Origin of the sequence: Paenibacillus sp. BGI2013 (assembly GCF_002843485.1) — a bacterium.
Lineage (GTDB): Bacteria > Bacillota > Bacilli > Paenibacillales > Paenibacillaceae > Paenibacillus > Paenibacillus amylolyticus.
Genome location: NZ_PJFA01000012.1, coordinates 87,099 through 108,636, shown reverse-complemented (window position 1 = coordinate 108,636; position 21,538 = coordinate 87,099). Strand labels below are relative to the sequence as shown.

The window sequence follows — 21,538 nt, the reverse complement described above, 5'->3', positions numbered from 1 at the left end:
GCGAGATTCCCCTTTTTTCCCGTTATGTATTCGACTTCTTCATCAGCTTGCGAATATCTTCGATCGTTACACAGATATGAATGCCATTCATTGTCCGGAACGAACCGGAGATTAATCCGATCACGCGACCCTCTTCATTTAACAAAGGACCACCCGACATCCCCGCAGACACCTGCGCGGAAGTCAGCAAGCGAATGACATCGTTCACCTCAGCGGTTGGTGCATTCACGATGCCCTCCGTAATGATCTTGCCATCCTTCAGCGGATATCCGATTGCGAACGATCGTTGCCCATATCTTGCAGACTGCTTGTCCCCTAAGAGGGTAAGGACCGGACGTTTTTTACTATTCTGCACAGACAGCATAGCCACATCGGTTTCGATGTCAGCGCTCAGAACTGTTATCTTTTGGATGGAACCATCTTCAAATACCGCTTCGAAAGAAACCCCGTCCTTCACAACATGGGCTGCTGTAAGTGCTCTACCATTACCGATCAGAAAACCGGTACCTACCGTTTTGAGCGTTCCGTCCTTGCGATACGCTTTCAGGTAAAAGACAGCTTGCGCCGCGGACTGATACGCTTTTTCAGCTCCCGATACGGCCACTTGCCCGGTCCCAGCCGCTTTGGCGACAGATGACCCCGTATACCCGTTCAGACACGCCACAGCAATCAGTACAGCCAAAATGCCAATCATCTGACGCCGCAAACGCCAAGATGTGATGCTTCTCTCCATTTTCTCAACTCCATCAGCCCATAGTCGCGCAAAGATAGGTCTTTCGATGCTTTTTCTGTGCCCGTTCGACATATCTTGCTTCCGCATTATAATGGATCACAATAAACAAGCAATAAACAGAAGAAATTTGTCGAAATATGATTGCGCGCCCCAGAGATATTCGCTACAATGCCGATAGAATACAAGAGATTTTGTTTGAATCTATCGAAGGTTTCGAACCAACTCTAAAGGAGCAGCACTTCGTGTTATTAAAAATTTCAGGCGTTGTCCTGACTGTTATACTTGCCATTACCGTACTGCTCCTGTCAACGATCAGAGAACCACAATCTGCGGCGCTTCATGCTCGTCAAGGTGTCCTGGACCTCTCGGCTTGGAATCCTGAACAGGACGAGCGGATCAAGCTGGACGGGGAGTGGGAATTTTACTGGGAGCGATTGCTTCCTGATGAATCTACACCTCTGAGGCAGGCTGGTCCAACGAAAGCACCCGATACCTATGCAACCGTTCCCGGCTCCTGGAATCGTCTTGAAGTGGATGGGGAACGATTACCTACCCATGGCTACGCCACGTATCGACTAGTGCTGCGTAATGCACCTATTAAGGGAACGCTGGCGATCAAAAAAATGAATATTCGTTTTGCCAGCGAAATCTACATTAATGGCAATAAGCTGCTGGAAGATGGGCATGCCGTGGCAAAATCTGCGGGTTACCGCCCAGGCAACTCCCCCCAGATTGGCTTTTTCCCCTATCACGGCGGTGACATTGAGATTTTGATTCGGGTGGCTAATTACGATTACACGGACTCTGGCATTCCAGGTCCACTCTTTTTCGGCGAACAAGCGGCCATGCTGAAAAAACATCAAACCAGCACAGCTATCGAATTCGGCACACTGGCTGTACTGGCCACCATTTCGATCATATTCCTCATCAGTTACCTGGGGTCTGCACTTTACCGAAACAGAGATGATTCCCTGCTGCTGCTTGGTCTAATCTGTCTGCTGTATGCCCTCTATAACGGCATGATCAGTGAACGTGTGCTGTCCCTTGTGGGCACGGAAATCTCCTTTAGCACACTCTATAAATTAAAAGATTTCTGCTCCGTGGCATGTCTGGGTCTGTTGACCTTTTACTTCTATCGATTCAAAACAGGTATCCTGTCCGGCATGCTCACGGCGGTGATCCTGATCATCTTCGGAGCTTACTTATGCATGGTCGCGCTTCTGCCTATTTCCGTCTATGGGATTGCTGCACCTTATGTTGTCGTTATGTACACGTTGCTGCTGCTCTGGTTGCTGTATCAATGCGCATCACAGTTCCTAACCAGTGAGACGGGCGAACGGCTGTCTACTTTCTTGTGGTATGCGGCTCTCTTAAGCATCATGCTGTACTGTCTGGACATTAATCTCTTCTCAATCTCGCTCAAGGAAAACATGAACATCGGACAGGCTTCCATTGTCCTGTTCAGCATCCTGATGCTGTTTCTGGCGGTGCTTCGATTCTTCGAGGCCTATCGTACGGTCCGTACCCTCAAAGATCAGTTGCTCTTGCTAGACAAGGTGAAGGACGACTTCCTGTCCAATACCTCGCACGAGCTTAAAACACCGCTGAACGCGATTGTAAATATCAGTGAGAGCCTGCTCAAAGGCGCCGAAGGCCCACTTACCGACGAACAGGCGCACAATCTAGCGATCGTGACGGGAAGCGGCCGACGGTTAACCTATCTGGTGGATGAATTGCTGGATTATTCGAAAATGAAACATGGCGACATCCCGCTCCACCGGTCTTCGACCGATCTGTACTCGTTTGTCGAATCAGTTATGCGTATGCACTCCTTCCTGCTTGGCGCGAAAAAGGTGGAGCTCATCAACCGCATCCCGGCCCATTTCCCGCCGATCTATGCAGACGGCAATCGACTGATTCAGATTTTGCATAATCTGATCGGTAATGCCGTCAAGTTCACGGAACGTGGCACCGTAAGCATTGAAGCTGCGGTTGTCCAAGGTAAGGCTGAATTACGTATTATCGATACCGGACGCGGCATCGGCACAGATAAACTGGAACATATCTTCCTGCCATTCGAGCAGGAAGCAGATACCGGGCCAGTCGTTGCTGGAGGAACTGGTCTTGGTCTGAGCATTACGCGTAAGTTGGTCGAGCTGCATGGCGGAACTATTCATGCAAAATCGGTGCCCGGCATGGGTGCCACGTTCATCCTGACCTTCCCGCTGGCGGATGGCAAAGGAGAGAAGCGATCCAACGTCATGCCACTCGCCATAGCTCCTACAAGTCCTGGTAAACGGCTGTTCCGGTTCGAAGAACCAACGATTGTAAAAGGAAATAAAGACGAATGGATCATCGTTGTGGACGACGACTCGGCTAATTTGCAGACCATTGTGAATCTCTTGAAGCTGGAGGGTTACAGTTATGCGGTCACTTCACGCTCCCCTTCCGTACTGGAGCTGCTGGACAAGCTACCTACTGTGCATCTTGTCATTGCTGACATCATGATGCCTGACATGTCGGGTTACGAATTGCTGGAACGAATCAGGGAGCGTTTTTCTCCTTCCGAGTTGCCTGTACTCATGCTAACGGCGAGTAATAAAGCCAATCAATTGAAGCTGGCCTTGGAGAAAGGCGCCAATGATTTCGTATCCAAGCCGTTCGAATCGGAGGAACTGCTGGCACGGATCGGCGGTTTGACTCGGATGAAAACATCCGTGCAAGCTGCGCGAGATGCCGAGATATCCTTTTTACGGTCACAGATGAACCCGCACTTTCTATATAACGCCCTGAACGCCATTGCCGAATTGTGCGTGGATGCGCCGAATCAGGCAGAACAATTGATTTTGCAATTATCGAGTTACTTACGGCGGAGTGTGCACTTCAAACATTTAGATTCCAAGACTAGCCTGATGAATGAACTGGAAATGATCGAGGCCTATGTAGCGATTGAGCAAGCTCGCTTTGGCTCAAGGTTGGAGGTCATCATCGACGTAGATGCAGACGTGAACCGGAATATGGACATTCCGCCCCTCACGTTACAACCCCTGATCGAAAACGCGATTCGGCACGGCCTGATGTCCAGCATTCACGGTGGTCGCGTCATGTTGTCTATTCGTAATCTGAATGATACGGAAACACGCTTCTCCATCGAGGACAACGGAATTGGCATAACCAGGGAACGGATGGATGAAATTCGGCAATCCACAGATGGCAGTAACGGCGTGGGATTATGGAATATCTCCAGCCGGTTGAATCTGCTGTATGGCAGACACCTTCAGATGGAAAGTCTGGACGGCGAGGGAACGCGGATTACATTTGATCTTCCAAATCAACGTCTAAGCACAGATGGGAACGGGGGTTATGAAACATGATAAAAGTCATCATCGTGGATGATGAGGATTTGTCGCTGAAGCGATTGAATCGCATTTTGACAGAAAGTGGAGAAGTTGAGGTGTCTCGCGCATTTCACGATCCAGAGGAAGCCTGCGAATATGCGGCGGAAAATAGCTTCGATGCGGCATTTCTGGACATTACGATGCCCCGCATCTCGGGAATGCACCTCATTGGTGAATTGCGTAAGTATCACCCTTCGCTCCCCATTGTGCTGGTGACCGGATATGAGGAATATGCAGTGCAGGCTTTCGATAAAGAGGTGATCGATTACGTCATCAAGCCCGTCACGGCTGAGCGACTGAACCGCAGCATCAAACGGTTGCAGGAAAAGCTTCACAAGTTCGTCGCCCCATCCGAACCGACGATTCCTGCACCCAAGCTGAACGTTCGTCTGTTCGGTGAATTCACCGTGTTCGGCGGAGCCGGAGCAGACAGTCCCATCAAGCTTAGAACACCCAAGACGGAAGAATTGCTGGCATTCTTGCTCTATACCAAATCAACTACCCGCGACGCCTTAGCCGATACGTTGTGGAAGGACCTCAGTCCGCAGAAGGCCTGGACGAACATCAATTCCACACTGTACTACGTACGACGTGCCATCGGCGATAATAGTGACGTGCCGATTATTCTCAAGGACCGGAACGGTATCCGGATCGATCGGGAAGCGATTGACTGTGATCTGTACGAGTTCGAGGCTTTGTTCCGGCAGATGCGTCAGGCCTCGGCACATCGACCCGATCTCTTCGAGCGGATGGACACGTTGTATACGGGTGAACTTCTGAAAGGAAGGCACTATGAGTGGGCTTTCGCTTGGTCCAGACAGCTGGAGCTGGATTTCATCATGACAATGGAAACTGCTGCCCACTATCATGCGAAGCAAGGCGAGCCGCTTCGGGCGTTGTATTATTTTGAACGTATCCTCCAAATTGATTCGATTCGGGAAGATATTCATCGTGAGATCATCCTGCTGTATCTGTCGCTTGGACGAAGAACTGAAGCGCAGCGTCAGTATCTGGTTCTAGAGGAATTGCTCAAAGAGGAGCTCGGCTCCAGTCCGGCAGCGGATATCAAACAACTACTTCGTCAATCTTGAAACAGCAAAAAAGCCCATACCTTGGCGATAATGAACTGCTCCCATCATAGTTTTCTATGGTCTACTATGACAGGGGGCGTTCAGTGTTGCCGTAGGATTGGGCTTTTTGCAATAGATGGACGTTCATTCGTCCTTGTCCGATGATTTTACATCATCATGGTCTAAAATCAATTACTCATTAATAAGTTTTTCTGTATTAAGGGTAAATCCTTCAATCACAACATCTTCGTCCACTTCAATCATGATGCAACGTCTGCCTTGGTAGTTCACCTGTTTCACATATCTCAGGTCTTGCGGGCTAACCGAAATTGTAGCAACCTTGGTTTCAATCTTAATGGACTTGGACGTGAACTTCGGCATAACACTGGTCGCCTTCATCTCATAATTCTTGTTGTCAACGATCGTTTCGAAGGCACGTTCTACTTTCTCCGTCGTCAGATCCTCTATACCGCTTGCGGTCAGTACACGTTCCAGATCTTTATAATCCAGCTTCGGAGGTTCTTCCTCATGGGACTCTTCGTTAATTTCGATGACTCGGTTGATCTCCTCATATACATGAGCAATGGTGGCTGAATCAAGCTGTTCACCCGCCACTTCCTTGACGATATCTTCGAAGATCGCCCGTTCTTCCAGTGCGGTTACGGATCTTTCTCCATTCAATACATTTTCAACAAAATGCGGATCCGGGAAATTGGATTTCCCTGTACAATACAGTACACGATTCACATCGGAGTAGTTGTCCGTGACGCTAGGATACAGGAACCCTTGCTCTGGCGTGCTTAATTTGATAATCGGATCGACAATAATGTTGTATTTGAATTCTCTCTCCACGTAATCAAACAAGAGTGTCTTCCGCTGCTTCTCCGTGGAATTCACGCTGCACAGAATGAACGGATGGGCGAACACCTCGTTCTTCTCACTCTCTTCCGTGGCTTCGTTTCTAGCCTTGGTCGGCAGATAATACTGTCCACGCACAAACGTAGCTACCATATCCCGCTCAAACTTCGTATCCACCAACATTCGATCCACGAGCAGCAGCATCAGATCCTGCCATTCATCCGGATCACCTGTTACCAGCGCCTGGTGAAGTAATACCTGTGCCGGGTCCTCCGCCGCTTCCTGGAACTTCAGTTCGAACAACTTTTGATCCAAATCACCTGTCAGCAATTTTTTGAAATTGCCCATGTACAGCTCCTGCTTCTCTCTGTCCACCAGTTCGAACGGGTGACGCTCCCAGTGATAGACTTCGTTCGTTTCCTTCGTGATATACACGTTGAGAATATCGTAAATATTCAGTAAATCGTGATCGAGTTTAAATTGCTTGCGTATATGCGCGACTTCTTTTTTATTCATGATTCGTTAGACAACTCCCATAATAAATAATTTTATCTGCGTGCAACTCTATATCCTAAAAATCAGTGCTCCCTTGGAAGTTTTCATCTGAGCAGTAGGTCACAAATAGGGGCAGCTATGGAGTAGCTGGATCAAGCCGTTCTTGCTCTCCATTTCTGTACTCTCAGTGAGAAATTATATCATATAATGATGACGATTAATGAGAAACAATCTATGGTATTTCCCTCTTTATCACGATCCATTTTTGAATATGGAAAATAGCTCACCGTATGGGAGGCACGAATGAGATTAAAAGAAAACAGAAAGACGCAACAGGAATGACTCCCGTGCGTCTTTTTTCGTTGTTTAACGATTCTTAAAAAATTAATTACTGCTCGGTAATATATCCGTATTCAACAGTGGTTCCCTGTCAGGAGAAAGTTTCCTTGCTTCCCGCAGAAACAGTAATCCCATAAACAAGGACACTCCGCCAATAATAATCAGCAATGCCCCCAACTCCTGACTGTAGGCTGTCAGCGCCCCGTCCCTAAACGCCATTCCACGAATCAGACGGTTAAGCCAGTTCATGGGTAATGCCCCTGCGAACATTTGGAACGGTTCTGGGAACGCCAGTGGCGTTAGTTGAATTCCCGTAGCCAGAAAGGACGGATATAATACCAAGCTGGTCCGCAGATTGACTTTGGATAAGTCTTTGGCAGTGTATCCAATCAGCATACCCATGAGTGACAAAGCAAAAGCATAAACAACTAACGGAATGATAAAAAGATAAGCCTCTGCTTCAAACCGCATTCCCCCCACCTGCTTTAATAATCCATAGGATAGAAGCAGCGAAAGTGAACTCAACACAACGTAAGGTACAATCCGAACCCATAGTTGAAAGGGTGACTTTCCGTTTGCAAACAGTTTCCCTTCCTGACGAAGCCGGGGTACAATTGAGCCCGCTGCACTTGTTGTAATCATCAATACTACGATATTCACAAATCCAAGCACCATAAAACCGACATAACTGGAGGTTGGATTAAACAGCATCCGCTGCTGAAGGGATAACGGTGACACGATTCCTTTAGCTGTCTCGGCATCCATCCCTTTTTGGATCAGACGTGTCATGGAAAGGGTCATATTCTCTGTCAGTATGATTTCCTGAATCGCAGTGCGAATACCTGTTAACCCCGAGGGCATCGTGTTATCCATCAAGATGCCGATATTTGTCGATTTCCCTTGTTGTTGACGCAAACCCAACTGATTGGGAAGCATAATGACCGCTACAGCCTGCTCGTTGGCAAGCAATGTTTCAGGACTCATTCGGCTCGCATATACGCTTTTGACGCTCATGTATTGTGACGCATTTATTTTGGAGATCAATTGCCGTGAATATTCGCTATGATCCTCATCAATGACCACAACTGGTGATTTATTAAGTTGATTATGCGAAAACATTAATCCGAAAAATAAGGCTGCAATCATTGGCCCAATAAAAATTAGCCGTATATACTTACTGCCCGCGACGTACTTCCACTCGTCAATCAGTGATTTCATCAAGTTTCACCTCTGCCGTCATCCCCGGAAGCAAATCGGTATTCGAATCCATCGATATTCGGACCAGAAACATACTTAAATCGGCTTGCCCTTTTTCCCGCGACATACGCAAGTTCGCAAACTGAGGAGCAGTTGAGATAGAAATAACGCTCCCCTTCACCTGCGTTGGCTGATCCAAATAAGGGAAATGAACATCAATGCTTTGATTCACTTCAAGCTGTTGAATTTCACTTTCCTGTATGTAAAGGTCGGTGTAATACGTATTCTTTTGCACAACTGCTAGCGGGACTCCTGCTTGGACTTGATCCCCCTTCTCTACATTAACTCGGTCAACCAATCCGTCATACGGTGCGAGTACCTCCTTATCTCCCTCCCCAGCTGATTTCACTTTGAAAAGTACCTCTCCCTCTTTCACAGAGTCACCTTCAGACGCACCCGCCTCTGCAATCGTCCCGGGACTATTCTGATAAAATAATGTCGTTTGCTCTGCCTCAAGTATGCCTTGTTTCCGGCTCTCGGCCTGACTTACAGCATCCTTTCCTTTAACAGCCAAAAGTGAACCTCCAACAATGAGCACCATCGCAATTCCGATATACAAACCTGCTTTTAACTTCATCTTTTTATCTCTCCCATTCCCAATCCTCGTGTATGGTTAAATTTGCTGACTATTTTTGCTTTTTCATTTTGATGACCGCGTTCTCGGCTGCCTCCATGATCACTTCTCCCAAAGTGGGATGAGGGTGAATCGTCATGGCCAGATCTTCCACGGTTGCGCCCATCTCGACCGCAAGTGCAAGCTCCGATATCAGTGTGGATGCCTCCACTCCGACGATTTGCGCACCAATGACAATTCCTGAAGTCGGGTCAGCCACTATTTTCACAAATCCTTCGGGTTCTCTTAATGCCAATGCTCTTCCGTTAATCCCGAAAGAAGATTTCCCAATAACCACCGGAACGGCCTGTGCATTGGCTTCCGTCTCACTTACCCCAACACTGGATATCTCCGGATCAGAAAACACGACAAGCGGAATTACCTTGTAATCCACTTTGGAGGTAAGACCAGCAATGGCTTCTGCGGCTACTTTGGCTTCATAGGATGCCTTGTGGGCAAGTGCCGGACCGGCTGTAATATCTCCAATGGCATAAATGTGCGGGATAACCGTTCTGCACTGTGCATCCGTCTCAACCAGTCCTTTGTTTGTTACGGGCAAGCCTATGCGTTCCAGTCCTAACTGGCCGTCTGTATTGGGTTTTCTGCCGATCGTAACCAGTACATATTCTGCTGTAACTTGTTGCTGCTCCTGATTTTTTGAATAATGCAGTGTAACGGAATCCGCATTGTGCTCCACCTTTTCGGCAATCGCTCCGTTTACGATCTGGATGCCGTCCGCCTTCAATTGTTTGACTACAGGGGCTGCAAGTTCCCCCTCGAATCCAGGCAATACTTGTGCGCCTCCCTCCAGAATTGTTACCTTGGTTCCGAATTTGGCATACATCTGTCCAAGCTCCACCCCAATATAACCTCCGCCGATCACAATCAGACTACTCGGAACCTCCTGTAGAGATAATGCTTCAGTGGAAGATAAGATGCGACCTCCAACTGGAAATGCTGGCAATTCAATTGGACGAGACCCCGTTGCCAGTATGAGATTTTTAAAAGAAATGCTTTGCTCCTGCCCAGCTTGCTGGATCCTGGCTGTGTGCTCATCCACCAGACTGGCCTCTCCTTCCAGAATGTTCACACCCGCAGTCTTTAACAAATAGTGGACGCCACCTGCCTGTTTATTCACAACCCCCTGTTTAAAATCCTGAGCAGTCTTAAATGTCGCTGCCGCGTCAGCTTGATTGAACTGTCTGAACCAATCATAGCGATGCGATTCCGCAATTAAAGCTTTGGATGGTATGCAACCCACATGTGTACAGACCCCGCCGAGCTGTTTACGTTCGACAATCGCCGTTTTCATCCCCAACTGCGAAGAACGAAGCGCCGCCACATATCCCCCTGGACCTGATCCAATAACTAACGTATCCACAGATTCAAGCTTGCTCATATTCTGATACCTCCCGATTTGAAGTCATTTTAAAATATGATGACCATAATATATTATAACCATCATATTTTAAGACCGTCAACAACCGTATTTGGCCCTTTTCTAAATCAACTGATATTCAGTCGCCAAATTGACAGGCTTTATTATGATGACTATAATATTTTAAAAGCATAATGATGAAACTATGGAGTGAATGATCATGCCCTATCCCAAAGGACATAAGATAAAAGTACGAGGTAAGATTGTTGAAAGTGCGGCTCGAGCTTTTCGCACCAATGGTATCCAGGAGGTGAGTGTCCCGTTTATTATGAAGGGAGCTGGATTAACTCACGGAGGGTTCTATTCACACTTTGACAACAAGGAACAATTAGTTGCCGAAGCCTGCGAATATGCCATCAGTGATACCATTGCACTTCTACAGAACGTGGCTGATCAGCAAGAGCAAAATCCCAAAATCAATAAAGTAATCGATTATTATTTGAGTCCGTATCACCGCGACCAAACAGAAATGAGCTGTATTTTCCCCGCCCTTTCCAGCGAAATATCCCGTTCGTCCGAAGAGGTTCGGCAGGTGTTCACCCATGAATTGGAGCGGATGATCACTTTTATCTCCAATCTGGCTGAGATCGATATGTCCAGCGGTCGTGCACTGTTCAGTACAATGGTTGGTTCGCTTGTACTTGCACGCTCTGTTAGTGATCCTGAGCTTAGCGACAGCTTTCTCTCGGCGGGCAGGCAGCAAGCCAAAGAAATGGTTAAAAGGAAAGATATGTAGAGGTTTCGGTTTTTTATATTATACGTAGATTTGATGCTGCTATATCGAGTTGAAACACAAATAGACCGCCCACCCTTGCAAAGGTTGCGGTCTACTTAATTGTGTATCCTCTTGTTAAGCCCACCGCCCTTAAAAGCGGCTATTGCATTAGAGAGTCGTGTTAGCGCACGGCTCTCTGACGCATTATAAGCTGTTTCTGTCCTCAATGTAACATCGAGATTGTGGATTTCAATCCCAAGATAACCATATGTTCCGTATGTTAACACTTACGATACGGCGAAAATTTCAGCATCTTACATATTTACGCTTGAAGCCCGTCCGCCCTTTTTCCACTGCCTTTTGAATATTCTCAGAGGCATTCAGCAATTTGCTTTTGGGCTTGTCCTTGTTCACTTCGACAGGTCCCACAGCCTTGGCTATCTCCACTGCCTGATCGTGCAACGGTTGATAGGATGTTGCAACGGTATACAGGAAATTATTCATCGAATATTTCGTTCGTTCCGGAGATTCGTGAATCGTCTTTTTCACCTGTTCCAGCATCTCCATCAGTTTATTCTCCGAAAACTCAGCATCCTTTCGACTGCCGAGCAACCAACAGTAACAGCTCCATCCCGCTGACATTCTCAGTTCATCCCCACTAGCAATCCACGCATCGGAAACCTCTTGCGCAATGTCTGTCTCGGCTAACGTCACAGCAACGATAAAGTCAGAGATCATGTAAAAATAAGCTGCGTCAATCCAACGGTCAAAATCAGCTTCCGTCATCGCTTGAGGATCGGCAATCACGCCCGCAAAGTACATCGCATCATAATTCCCCGTTGCATATAGTTGCTCTGCCAAAGGTTGATCCTTTTTGATCCGCTTCGCCATTGGTTTCATCGCTCCGGTTGCCACGCCAAATAGCGGTTCATGCGCACCGTTAGAGATATAGATTTTTTTCGTTCGTTCTTTACCCAGCGCTTCTAGCTCTTGCATCACTTCATCTAGATTCATTTCGCGACACTCCCAATCCTATAAATTATATATCTAATCAAATCAAACAAACACTTATGTTTAACGAAAAACCGATGGAAAATCGCACATTATCCAATTGGAACCCTTCTGGCATATGCATAATTGTTACGGCGGGATTACTACCTTACGTATGAGGGGTTCCCCACTGGAGTATTTTTCCTAAAAAAAACTGAATACTATTCAAATTTCCCTGTTGCTCTGACAACCTGTTCGAGCATTATAACCGATCATAACTTCTATACCATTGTTTTGCACAGATCCCTGAAAAGATAGATATAACTTCTTCGCAGACAGACATTTTTCCTTTCTTATGCTTCTACTGGCAACTTCTGAATACCTGCCGAGGGCCTGATTGGAAAGAGCTGATTCCCCCAGCACAAGCAGAGCAACATATGTCCATGTCCAAGCAACGTTAAGCTATGGCAGGAAACGTCGCTCATCGTTTATGTTCAGTTTAGTGTTGTTAACAAAACCGAGATGAGGAAGGATGCGAGAGCATGAGCAACAATCAAGTGTTAGGCTTTGCCCCTGCCCTAGGCTGGAATTCGTGGAATACCTTTACGTGGGATATTAACGAACAATTAATTCGGGATGTCGCTGATGTGTTTGTATCGGAAGGTTATCTGGCCGCTGGTTACGAGTATATTGTCATTGATGATTGCTGGAGCCTGAAGGAACGGGATGCGAGCGGTAATCTGGTGGCTGACCCGGATAAATTCCCGAGTGGAATGAGAGCGCTTTCTGATTATATCCATAGCAAAGGACTAAAATTCGGCATGTATTCATGCGTGGGTACGCATACATGTGCCGGGTATCCAGGCAGCTTCGAGCATGAATTCCAGGATGCTGCCCTTTTTGCCGAATGGGGCGTTGATTATTTGAAGTATGATTACTGCTTCAAGCCGCGCCATATCTCAGGAGAGCTGCTGTACAAACGGATGAGTCTTGCGCTCAAAAACTGCGGACGCGATATCCTGTTCTCCGCCTGCAACTGGGGAGCCGACGACGTATACGATTGGATTCGGGAATCGGGCGCTCATATGTACCGCTCCACCGGCGATATCCGTGACAATTGGGATTCAGTGAAGGAACTTGCCCTGTCTCAATTGGGCAAACAAAGCTACACCGGCTCCTTCTGCCATAACGACATGGATATGCTGATTGTAGGTATGTACGGTGGAAGCAACAATGATTATATTGGCAGCATCGGCGGATGCAACGACATCGAATATAAAACCCACTTCTCTCTCTGGTCCATGATGGGTTCCCCATTAATGATCGGATGTGACGTGCGCAAGGCTAACCAGATTACAAAGGATATTCTCCTGAATCCTGACCTGATCGCTATCAATCAGGATGTAGAAGCGCGCGGAGCTTACCGCATTAAACCAGAACCACAATGGTTTCACACAGACGATGTATTTATGCTGGTGAAGGTACTCACAGATGGTGATCTAGCTATTGGTTTCTTCAACCTGAGCGACAGCCAGCGGGAATTGTCTTTGCAATTTTGGGATATGGGTCTGCCTTACGCTGCCGGTTATGCCCTTTCCCTGTATGACTGCTGGGAACATCAAGAGCTTGGCGTATTCCGTGAACGCTTCGCTCCCGTTGTCGCAGCACATGATTGCCTCGTCGTCCGGGCCAAACTGGTGAAATAGATGGCTCAACATCGCCTGTGCACCTCCTGTCAGGTTCCGCTCTCTTCAGACGATGTGGGCATCTACCTCAAATTGATCTCGCGCACTGCCCAGCAATTTCTGTGCATCGATTGTATAGGAGTGAAGCTGAACTGTGGACGCGAGCCTATTGAGAAGCTGATCCGTTATTTCCGAGAGTCCGGGAACTGCGCCCTGTTCCGTTAACGTTATACCTTCGTCCGGTGCAGCGTCATGTACTCTGTTGGCGTGTGTGAAGTTGATTTCTTGAATACTTTGGAAAAATATAACGGATCATTGTAGCCGACAGAATAAGCTACCGATTGAATCGGCAGGCCCGACGTTTTCAACAGTTCACAGGCGCGCTCGATTCGGCAGGATGTAATATACTCCAAAACAGACTTGCCGGTTGCTGCCTTAAACAGACGAAACAAATAACTGCGCTCCAGATTAACTGCCTTTACAATCTCCGTGACGGTCAATGTTGGCTTCCAGTAGTTCTGCTCGATGTACTTTCTCGCCAGCCAGACATAATCCTTGGCGTCCACCTGCGGCTCTTTCGGATAATGCTCCATATAGTAGGAGAGCAGCAGACGCAAACGTGCATCCGCCCGCAGTAATTCATAAGATGATGCACCCGCGTTCCAGGCAAGGTGGAAAAAAGGCTGCAATGTCTCCGGCGAGACCGTCACCACGGGTTGTACCTCTGAGAGCTGTGTCAGCCCCAGCAACCGCCCGGCATCCTCACCGCTAAACTCCACCCAAACGTACTCCCATGGATCTTGCGGGTCTGGATAATAGTAAATCTCCTTTTGCGGAAATATGATAAAGCTTTCCCCCGTAACGAGCCGAAAAACGCGGCCGCCCGTCTCCAGCGTCCCTTGGCCGCGGATAATATAGTGCAGCGCATAAACGTCACGCACGCCTGGCCCCCATTGGTGAGGGTTAGCTGGCTTGTGACCACCGCTGATAAAATACAAATTACTAGCTCTACTGCTCTCATGCCAAATCGGATTCAACCACGATTCCCCCTTTCTAAGACGCCCTGTTCTGGCGTTAGGTTTATCTTATATATCGTTGATCAGATGCTCGGTAACGCTTACATGCTAAATCCAGAGAGGAGAATGTTATATGCTTAGAATGGTTACGGTAGAACATGGACAAGTGCAAGGACTGCCCGCGGCGGACCCGCGGATTACCAGCTTCAAGGGAATTCCTTTTGCCGCACCTCCTGTAGGTGAGAACCGCTGGCGCGCTCCGCAGCCGCAGTCGAACTGGGAAGGTGTACTGCAAGCTTTTGATTTTGCCCCCATCTCCATGCAAGCCCCAACAGTCATCGATGATAACAATATCTATACCCGCGAATGGGCCGTTGATCCCGACCTGCCCATGGACGAGGATTGTCTGTATCTGAATGTCTGGACACCCGCCAAGCGTACGGACGAGAAGTTGCCTGTTTTTGTCTGGTATTTTGGCGGGGGCCTGCAAGTCGGCCATACGGCCGAAATGGAATTTGATGGCGAGCGAATCGCTCGTAGAGGTATTGTCGTTGTGACGATTAATTATCGACTGAATGCCTTTGGCTTCCTGTGCCATCCTGAGATTAGTGCCGAATCCCCACATGCACCCGCCAACTTTGGTCATCTTGATCAACAAGCAGGTACCCAGTGGGTCAAACGCAACATTGCCGCCTTTGGCGGTGATCCAGACCAGATCACCATCGGCGGACAGTCGGCAGGCGGAGGAAGTGTACTCAGCCAGATGACCTCTCCGCAAAATAAAGGCTTGTTCCAGCGTGCCGTCATCATGAGCGGTATAGCTACCGAGTTGTATCCGAAGGTCCGCGTGCCTTCTGTCCGTTCCACACTAAGGGATGCAGAGCAAGCAGGGGTTGAATTTTTCGACTTCCTGGGCGTATCTTCCCTCGCTGAGGCGAGACAACTGGATGCTGAATATCTCCGTGACAAAGCACTCGAATACAAAAGCTTCTGGGGAACCGTCATCGACGAACAATTCTGCGCAGGCGATCCGTTTACTCGTTTTGTTCAGCAGGAGCGCGAGGCAATCCCCGTAATGCTGGGGCATACGTCTTCTGAATTTTGGACCCGTCCCGCCGCAGCCAATCTGGAAGAACTGAAGCAGATGGCTGTGGAGCTGTTTGGCGAGGATGCTCCTGCCTTTTTGCAGCTATGTGAGGCTGATTCCGGCCAAATCGAACATGCTCTGCAACAAGCATCAGTCCGCATGATCCAACATGCCATTCTGCTCGCCATCCGTGCGAACAGCGGTCATCTGTCCGAAACGCCTCTCTACTATTATAACTTCGACGCCGAGATTCCGGGCTGGGATCACCCAGGTACTTTTCACTCCGTTGATCTGTGGTTCTTCTTCGAAACACTTGCCAAATGCTGGCGGCCTTTCACAGGCAAGCATTATGATCTGGCTCGCCAGATGTGTAATTACTTATCCAACTTTATTGCTACAGGTGACCCAAACGGTTCGGACTCCACCGGAAAGCTGATGCCTCATTGGACTCCTTGTACTACGGAACAGCCGTATCTAATAGAATTTGGCGATCAGGCTCAATTACAGAAGGCTGAGCCCGGACCGATGCTCGCGTTTTTAATTGAACAATATTTCAAGAAACAGAATGCACCTGTTGTTTAAAACATGAGGCTTGCCCTCTCACTATACAAAAAGAGCCATGCTATCGCATGGCTCTTTTTGTATAGTGTGAATGGTAGAGCGATGTTCTTTCCCCTATGCCTATTTAGCAAGCTCCTCCACTACAGCAGTCTAAGGTAACAAAATTAGACAGCAAGATAGATTCCACGAACACTCAGCATCATTCCAAGAGATTCGTTATATATGAGTCTGTGTTGGTTTGTTGATGATGACAGGTAGCATAATCTGTAGTGAAAAAATATCCTTTTCCTGCGATACCGTCAACGTCCCGTTGTGTTGCTGAATCATTTTCTGACAACTAACGAGCCCAATTTCGTTGCTATCTTTCTTTTTGCCAACATGTTTAATCTTATTCTCCACCTCAAGAATGACCCATTGTTGCTTCAAAGAAATCTGGATATGAACGGGATGCCCTGGATCGGCGTATTTTCGAATATTTGAAAATATGTTATCCATTACGCGACGCATGGCGACCAAATTGATTTCCAGCAAAAACTCCTCATGATGTGCATCTGTCTGAACCTGCACGTCTATATCGTCCAAAACCACTAATTGCTCATCTATGAGTTGATCGATAAGTGCTCTGCCCTCATACATTTCAAATTCTACTTCCTCTTCCTCAGCAGCAGAGGATACCGTAAAATATTCGAATAGTTTGTCCGACAACACTTTGATCTGATAGGCCTTCTCCCGGCTATTATGAATATACTGCAATAGATCCTCATGTGTCTTATATTTGTTGAGCTCTATGATATCCATATATCCTAATAGAATCGTGAGTGGCGTTCGCAAATCATGGGAAATCGCCGTGATCAATTCACGGTTGGCCATCCTGACCCTCTCCTCGCTGCCCAGCCGCTCCACAAATGATTTCCTCATCTCATCAATACTCTGGGCCAGAGATGACAGTTCATCCTTTCCCGATATCGTAATCGAATAGTCTAAATTTCCACCTTCGAGTATTTTGATCTCTTGTTCAAGCACGCCAATATAAGATGTTTTCTTATTAATCATCAGTAGAAAGGAAACAATGAACACAATGGCCGCTATGAAAACACCAATAATCAGAATGAGGTTGTAGTATTGATACTCATAAAAGCTAACCAAGTATATCTGGGCATCCTGATCCGCAAAATGGATAGTGGTGATGGGTATTTTCGATGGCACGATTTGAGTTAACAGCTCTTCATTAATGGCAGGATCAATCTCCGTGTTGGAGGAAAATATCAATTTGTCTTTTGCGAAAATATACAGATTTAAGTAGCGCTCATGTCTTATCCAAGCAGACAATTCCTCATGATCACGGGTTGACACGTTCTGGTTATTCACAAATGCTTCGAACCGATCAAGCGCATCTTGCTGCCTGTTCTCTACAAAAGTGGATTTGCTTAAATAACTATCCAATAGAGTCTCGCCAACAACTTGTAAAATAACAAGTGCACTTATGGAAATAACCAAAGAAATGATAACCGCCAGAACCAGTTTAATCTTCAGCTTTTTTCCGATTAATAATCTATTCAATTTTGTACCCCTTCCCCCAAACAGTCTTCACATATTTAGGGTTCTGCGGGTCATCCTCCAGTTTGCCTCTCAAATTACGAATATGAACCATCACCGTGTTATTACACGTATAAAAATAGGGTTGCCCCCAAACACTCTCATATATATTTTCTGCCGAGAATACCTTTCGTCGCTTCTTAGCCAACAGCAGCAAGATCTGGTATTCAATTTCAGTTAGAGCAATCTCCTTCTCCCCAACAAACACGGCTTTTGAATCCTGATGGACGGTAAGATCCTTAACGATAATCTGGTCCTTTTCTTCGGTCTTCTCCTTGCCCCGATATACATAATACCTCCGCAGTAAAGCCTTCACCCGCGAAACGAGTTCTGTATAGGAAAAGGGTTTGGACAAAAAGTCATCACTGCCTGAGGAAAAGGCCAATTGTTTGTCAGAATCCTGCGTTTTCGCCGTGAGAAACAGGATCGGTGCGCTTGTTTTTTCACGAATCTCCAGACAAGCCTTCAGCCCCGATTTATTGGGCATCATCATATCCAAAATAATGAGATCCGTCTCTTCGTTCACTTTATCAATCGCATCTTGACCATCTATCGCTTCAATCACTTCATAATTCTCACTCTCTAACAGAATCCTTACAATTTCACGAATTTCACTGTTATCATCAGCAATTAGAATTTTCTTGCTCATCTGATCCCTCCGTCTAATTTCAGTATAATATGCGCTATTAGCGACTACCAGCAAATACAATCGACTTAAGAATTCTTCAGAAGTTATGTAGGTATCTCTTAATAATTTCGTCTTATACTGTAAATATGTAGAAGTTATTACACAAAGGGGTCGTCAGGAATGCCACAAACTTCGAAAAAAGTAATGATTAACATATTGTTGGGTCTGTTCATCATGTTGTCCATTGGTCTACTGGTGTATTATTCTCCTGCCATTATTAAAATCATGTCTTCCATGGACAACTTCAGAGCGTATATTCACTCAACAGGCCATTGGGGTCCGGTCATGTTTATTTTATTCCAGATTCTTCAGATCGTGGTTGCACCCATTCCAGGAGAAGTGGTACAGATCGCAGGCGGTTATATCTATGGGGTTACACTTGGGTCCTTGTATACTACAATAGGCTTGATTATAGGCTCAGCGATTGCTTTTTATTTTACTCGTTTTATCGGTCGCGCTTATATTTCACGGCTAATGCAAAAGAAAAATAATAAGTGGATGTCGTTAATTCATGATGAGAAGAAGTTCTCCGCCTTTTTATTCATCTTTTTCGTAATTCCCGGCTTGCCCAAAGACATGCTTGTATTTGTCGCCGCACTTACATCGATTAGTTCGTTTAGGTTCTTCACGATCCTTATCGTCGGTCGTCTGCCGTGGATCATCGCATCTACCGTTGTAGGGTCCACGATTCATATGCAACAATATACCATCGCCATTATTATTTCTGTTATCGCTGTAATCGGGTTTGTACTCGGTTATATCTATAGGGAGAAATTGGTGGGATTGTTCTCCCGGTCAGACAGTACCAAAGCCAAACCCAAGGCTATACCCAGTTATAGTACGAATAGGGAGTCTCGTAAAATAAAAAGAGATACAACATGAACAAAGCCAATCTATTGATATGAAAACCGGAGGTATATCATCTTATGCAAATACTTAAAACCAATCGATTAATCCTGAGAAATTTCACCTTAACGGACGCAGCCGGACTGTTGGAATACACAGCAAATCCCAGAGTGAATTGTTTTATGGATCAACAAATTTCAACATTGGAAGATGCGGCGGCAGAGGTCGCAAAAAGAAGCAGTGACGATTCCCACATCGCGGTTTGCCTGAAAGACAGTAACGAGCTGATCGGTGAGCTGTTTGGTATGAGGGAAGATCGGGATTCCGATACGGATAAAGATTCGAATTCAGATACGTATAGTATAGGTTGGAATTTTAATGGCAGATTTGAAGGGAAAGGGTACGCCAGTGAGAGCGCCAATGCTTTCATCGAAAATCTCTTTATGGAACAGGGAATAAGAAGATTGTACGCTTATGTCGAGGATGATAACTTCCGTTCTCAGAAACTGTGTGAGAAGCTGGGCATGCGCCGGGAGGGTCTTTTTTTGGAGTTCGTTTCATTTGTCAAAAATGAGGACGGCACACCGAAATACGAGAATACGTATCAATATGCTTTGTTGAAAAAGGAATGGCTGGCACAGCGTGAATCTCAGAAATAAAGAATGACAAGCCCCATCATTAGTTTAAAAAAGTTATAGAAATGAGAACGTACCCATACGTACGTTCCACAACAAATACGGCGGCTTCTCCCTGGATAGATTCCAGAGGAAAAGTCGCCGTTTCATTATCGTGCATAACACTATTGATCGAGCAATGTATTTATAAGGTCACAATACATTCAGCTTAAATTCTAGACGGTGCTGCCCCAATATTGCTTTGCAATCTTCTGCCCTTGATCAATCTTCGCCCATTGCTGAGCCTCGCTTAATTCGTTACCTCCATCACAAGATGCAAAGCCGCATTGGTGAGACAACAGCAGCCGATCCTTATCGATGATTTTGGAAGCTTCGTCCAGCAAACGGACAACACGTGCTTCATCATCGAGTGTACTCGTTTTGGATGAAAGCAAACCTAATACAATTTCCGTTTCAGGCCTGTCCTTGAACACTTCCAGGGCTTCGATCGAACCTGCACGATCATCATCCCACTCCAGGAAGAAACGGTCATACTTCAATTGCTTCAGGAACAGATTAGCGATTTTCACATACGATCCACCGCCCATGTTGCGGGAATCATAATTTCCGCGGCAGTTATGTGTCCACATTTTCAAGCCCAGACTATGTCCGAAGTCAATCACAGTATTGTTAATATCAATAAATTCAGTTGCGAGACCTGATACTTCATCTTGATTAATATGTTCCCCTGTAAAAGGAGAGTTCGGGTTGTCGTCTGCAAACAATTCCCACAAGCAATCATCAAATTGCAGAATTTTACCGCCAACTGCAGCGAATTCCTCCACGAATTCCTTATACGCGATCACAAGACCCTCTTTAAGCTCTTGTTTATTCTGATATACAGAATCCGCACCTCCAATGTTATCCGACCAGGAAAGCTCACCGAAAATATGGGAAGGAGACGGCACGCAAAGTTTCGTTTGTTGCTCTCCAGCCGTGTCTTGCAGTTGTTGGAACAGTTGAATGAAATGATGGTTCTTTCCACTCAATTTATCAGTGATGCGCAGTCCAATATCTTTGCGTGTTTCATATTTCGAAGTTCCGTCCACATCTCTGAAAAAATAGCCGTGATCCGCGATATAACGCTTCACTCCGCCAAATCCCCATACAAAGTCCAGATGCCACATCGATTTGGAGAATTCGCCATCTGTAACAACGGACAAGTTATGTTCGATTTCCTTAGCGACAACTTGTTTGATAGCCTCAGTCTCGCACTTCTCATATCCTTCGTAGTTTTCATAGAATGGATATTGGATATCATCATTATGTTCGATTTGCGTTTTATATTTCAGCAGCTCGTCCGGCCGCAATAAACTTCCTACGATCTGGAACTTATCAGTCATGTAAAAAACCCCCTCGTTGTATACAATGATCATATCACGCTGAGGGCAGTTAGAAGAGATACTTAAAAACCATAACTGGTTATAGTTAAAAGCTATATCCACTTATTAGACAGATTTCAGTGAAACCGTCACCGAC

17 protein-coding genes are annotated in these 21,538 nt (G+C 46.4%); 7 read left to right on the top strand and 10 right to left on the bottom strand.

Annotation, left to right across the window (positions count from 1 at the left end):
• Positions 1 to 22: 22 nt before the first annotated feature.
• Positions 23 to 733, bottom strand: a complete 711-nt coding sequence (locus CXK86_RS24625; protein ID WP_180361869.1) for a S1 family peptidase — start codon at positions 731 to 733, stop codon at positions 23 to 25.
• A gap of 242 nt (positions 734 to 975) precedes the next feature.
• On the opposite strand from CXK86_RS24625, the gene CXK86_RS24620 reads away from it, so the two are divergent.
• Both CXK86_RS24620 and CXK86_RS24615 read left to right on the top strand, forming a co-directional pair.
• Entirely contained in the window at positions 976 to 4,107 is a 3,132-nt protein-coding gene (locus CXK86_RS24620) for an ATP-binding protein (RefSeq protein WP_180361868.1), read from the top strand.
• A complete protein-coding gene (locus CXK86_RS24615; protein ID WP_101314768.1) occupies positions 4,104 to 5,222 on the top strand; it encodes a response regulator in 1,119 nt (372 codons plus the stop codon). The genes CXK86_RS24620 and CXK86_RS24615 overlap by 4 nt, the downstream gene beginning before the upstream one ends.
• 171 nt (positions 5,223 to 5,393) lie before the next feature.
• Here CXK86_RS24615 and CXK86_RS24610 read toward each other — a convergent pair whose 3' ends face one another.
• From CXK86_RS24610 to lpdA, 4 genes are all read right to left on the bottom strand, one after another.
• The gene (locus tag CXK86_RS24610) at positions 5,394 to 6,575 is read right to left on the bottom strand and encodes a DUF4317 domain-containing protein (protein ID WP_036668338.1); all 1,182 of its coding nucleotides are present in this window, start codon (positions 6,573 to 6,575) and stop codon (positions 5,394 to 5,396) included.
• Between the two features lie 363 nt (positions 6,576 to 6,938).
• Positions 6,939 to 8,111, bottom strand: coding sequence for an ABC transporter permease (locus tag CXK86_RS24605; RefSeq protein ID WP_101314767.1), 1,173 nt, complete (start codon positions 8,109 to 8,111; stop codon positions 6,939 to 6,941).
• On the bottom strand, positions 8,095 to 8,727 hold the full coding sequence (locus tag CXK86_RS24600; RefSeq protein WP_101314766.1) for a biotin/lipoyl-containing protein: 633 nt from the start codon (positions 8,725 to 8,727) through the stop codon (positions 8,095 to 8,097). The genes CXK86_RS24605 and CXK86_RS24600 overlap by 17 nt, the downstream gene beginning before the upstream one ends.
• Positions 8,728 to 8,776: 49 nt before the next feature.
• Complete coding sequence (gene lpdA / locus CXK86_RS24595; RefSeq protein WP_101314765.1) at positions 8,777 to 10,162, bottom strand: dihydrolipoyl dehydrogenase; 1,386 nt, start codon at positions 10,160 to 10,162, stop codon at positions 8,777 to 8,779.
• A 199-nt stretch (positions 10,163 to 10,361) separates the two neighbouring features.
• Between lpdA and CXK86_RS24590 the strand changes: the two genes are divergently transcribed.
• Entirely contained in the window at positions 10,362 to 10,937 is a 576-nt protein-coding gene (locus CXK86_RS24590; protein WP_101314764.1) for a TetR/AcrR family transcriptional regulator, read from the top strand.
• 285 nt (positions 10,938 to 11,222) lie between these two features.
• Here the strand turns inward: CXK86_RS24590 and CXK86_RS24585 are convergent, their stop codons facing one another.
• The gene (locus CXK86_RS24585; RefSeq protein WP_101314763.1) at positions 11,223 to 11,930 is read right to left on the bottom strand and encodes a DNA alkylation repair protein; all 708 of its coding nucleotides are present in this window, start codon (positions 11,928 to 11,930) and stop codon (positions 11,223 to 11,225) included.
• A 518-nt stretch (positions 11,931 to 12,448) separates the two neighbouring features.
• Here CXK86_RS24585 and CXK86_RS24580 point away from each other — a divergent pair.
• Positions 12,449 to 13,612: a glycoside hydrolase family 27 protein gene (locus tag CXK86_RS24580; protein ID WP_036606020.1), complete on the top strand. Its 1,164-nt coding sequence runs from the start codon at positions 12,449 to 12,451 to the stop codon at positions 13,610 to 13,612.
• 206 nt (positions 13,613 to 13,818) lie between these two features.
• On the opposite strand, the gene CXK86_RS24570 is transcribed toward CXK86_RS24580, so the two are convergent.
• Positions 13,819 to 14,628, bottom strand: coding sequence for a helix-turn-helix domain-containing protein (locus CXK86_RS24570; protein WP_101314761.1), 810 nt, complete (start codon positions 14,626 to 14,628; stop codon positions 13,819 to 13,821).
• A 112-nt stretch (positions 14,629 to 14,740) separates the two neighbouring features.
• Between CXK86_RS24570 and CXK86_RS24565 the strand changes: the two genes are divergently transcribed.
• Positions 14,741 to 16,276 (top strand): carboxylesterase/lipase family protein, encoded by a 1,536-nt coding sequence (locus CXK86_RS24565; RefSeq protein ID WP_101314760.1) that lies wholly within the window; start codon positions 14,741 to 14,743, stop codon positions 16,274 to 16,276.
• A 195-nt stretch (positions 16,277 to 16,471) separates the two neighbouring features.
• Here CXK86_RS24565 and CXK86_RS24560 read toward each other — a convergent pair whose 3' ends face one another.
• Positions 16,472 to 17,815 (bottom strand): sensor histidine kinase, encoded by a 1,344-nt coding sequence (locus CXK86_RS24560; protein WP_101314759.1) that lies wholly within the window; start codon positions 17,813 to 17,815, stop codon positions 16,472 to 16,474.
• Positions 17,808 to 18,500: a response regulator transcription factor gene (locus CXK86_RS24555; protein WP_036668346.1), complete on the bottom strand. Its 693-nt coding sequence runs from the start codon at positions 18,498 to 18,500 to the stop codon at positions 17,808 to 17,810. Before CXK86_RS24555 ends, CXK86_RS24560 begins: the two co-directional genes overlap by 8 nt.
• A gap of 159 nt (positions 18,501 to 18,659) precedes the next feature.
• Here CXK86_RS24555 and CXK86_RS24550 point away from each other — a divergent pair, with 159 nt between their 5' ends.
• A complete protein-coding gene (locus CXK86_RS24550; protein ID WP_101314758.1) occupies positions 18,660 to 19,421 on the top strand; it encodes a TVP38/TMEM64 family protein in 762 nt (253 codons plus the stop codon).
• A 44-nt stretch (positions 19,422 to 19,465) separates the two neighbouring features.
• Entirely contained in the window at positions 19,466 to 20,044 is a 579-nt protein-coding gene (locus CXK86_RS24545) for a GNAT family N-acetyltransferase (RefSeq protein WP_076329551.1), read from the top strand.
• Between the two features lie 191 nt (positions 20,045 to 20,235).
• On the opposite strand, the gene CXK86_RS24540 is transcribed toward CXK86_RS24545, so the two are convergent.
• Positions 20,236 to 21,402, bottom strand: coding sequence for a cobalamin-independent methionine synthase II family protein (locus tag CXK86_RS24540; RefSeq protein ID WP_101314757.1), 1,167 nt, complete (start codon positions 21,400 to 21,402; stop codon positions 20,236 to 20,238).
• Positions 21,403 to 21,538: the final 136 nt, after the last annotated feature.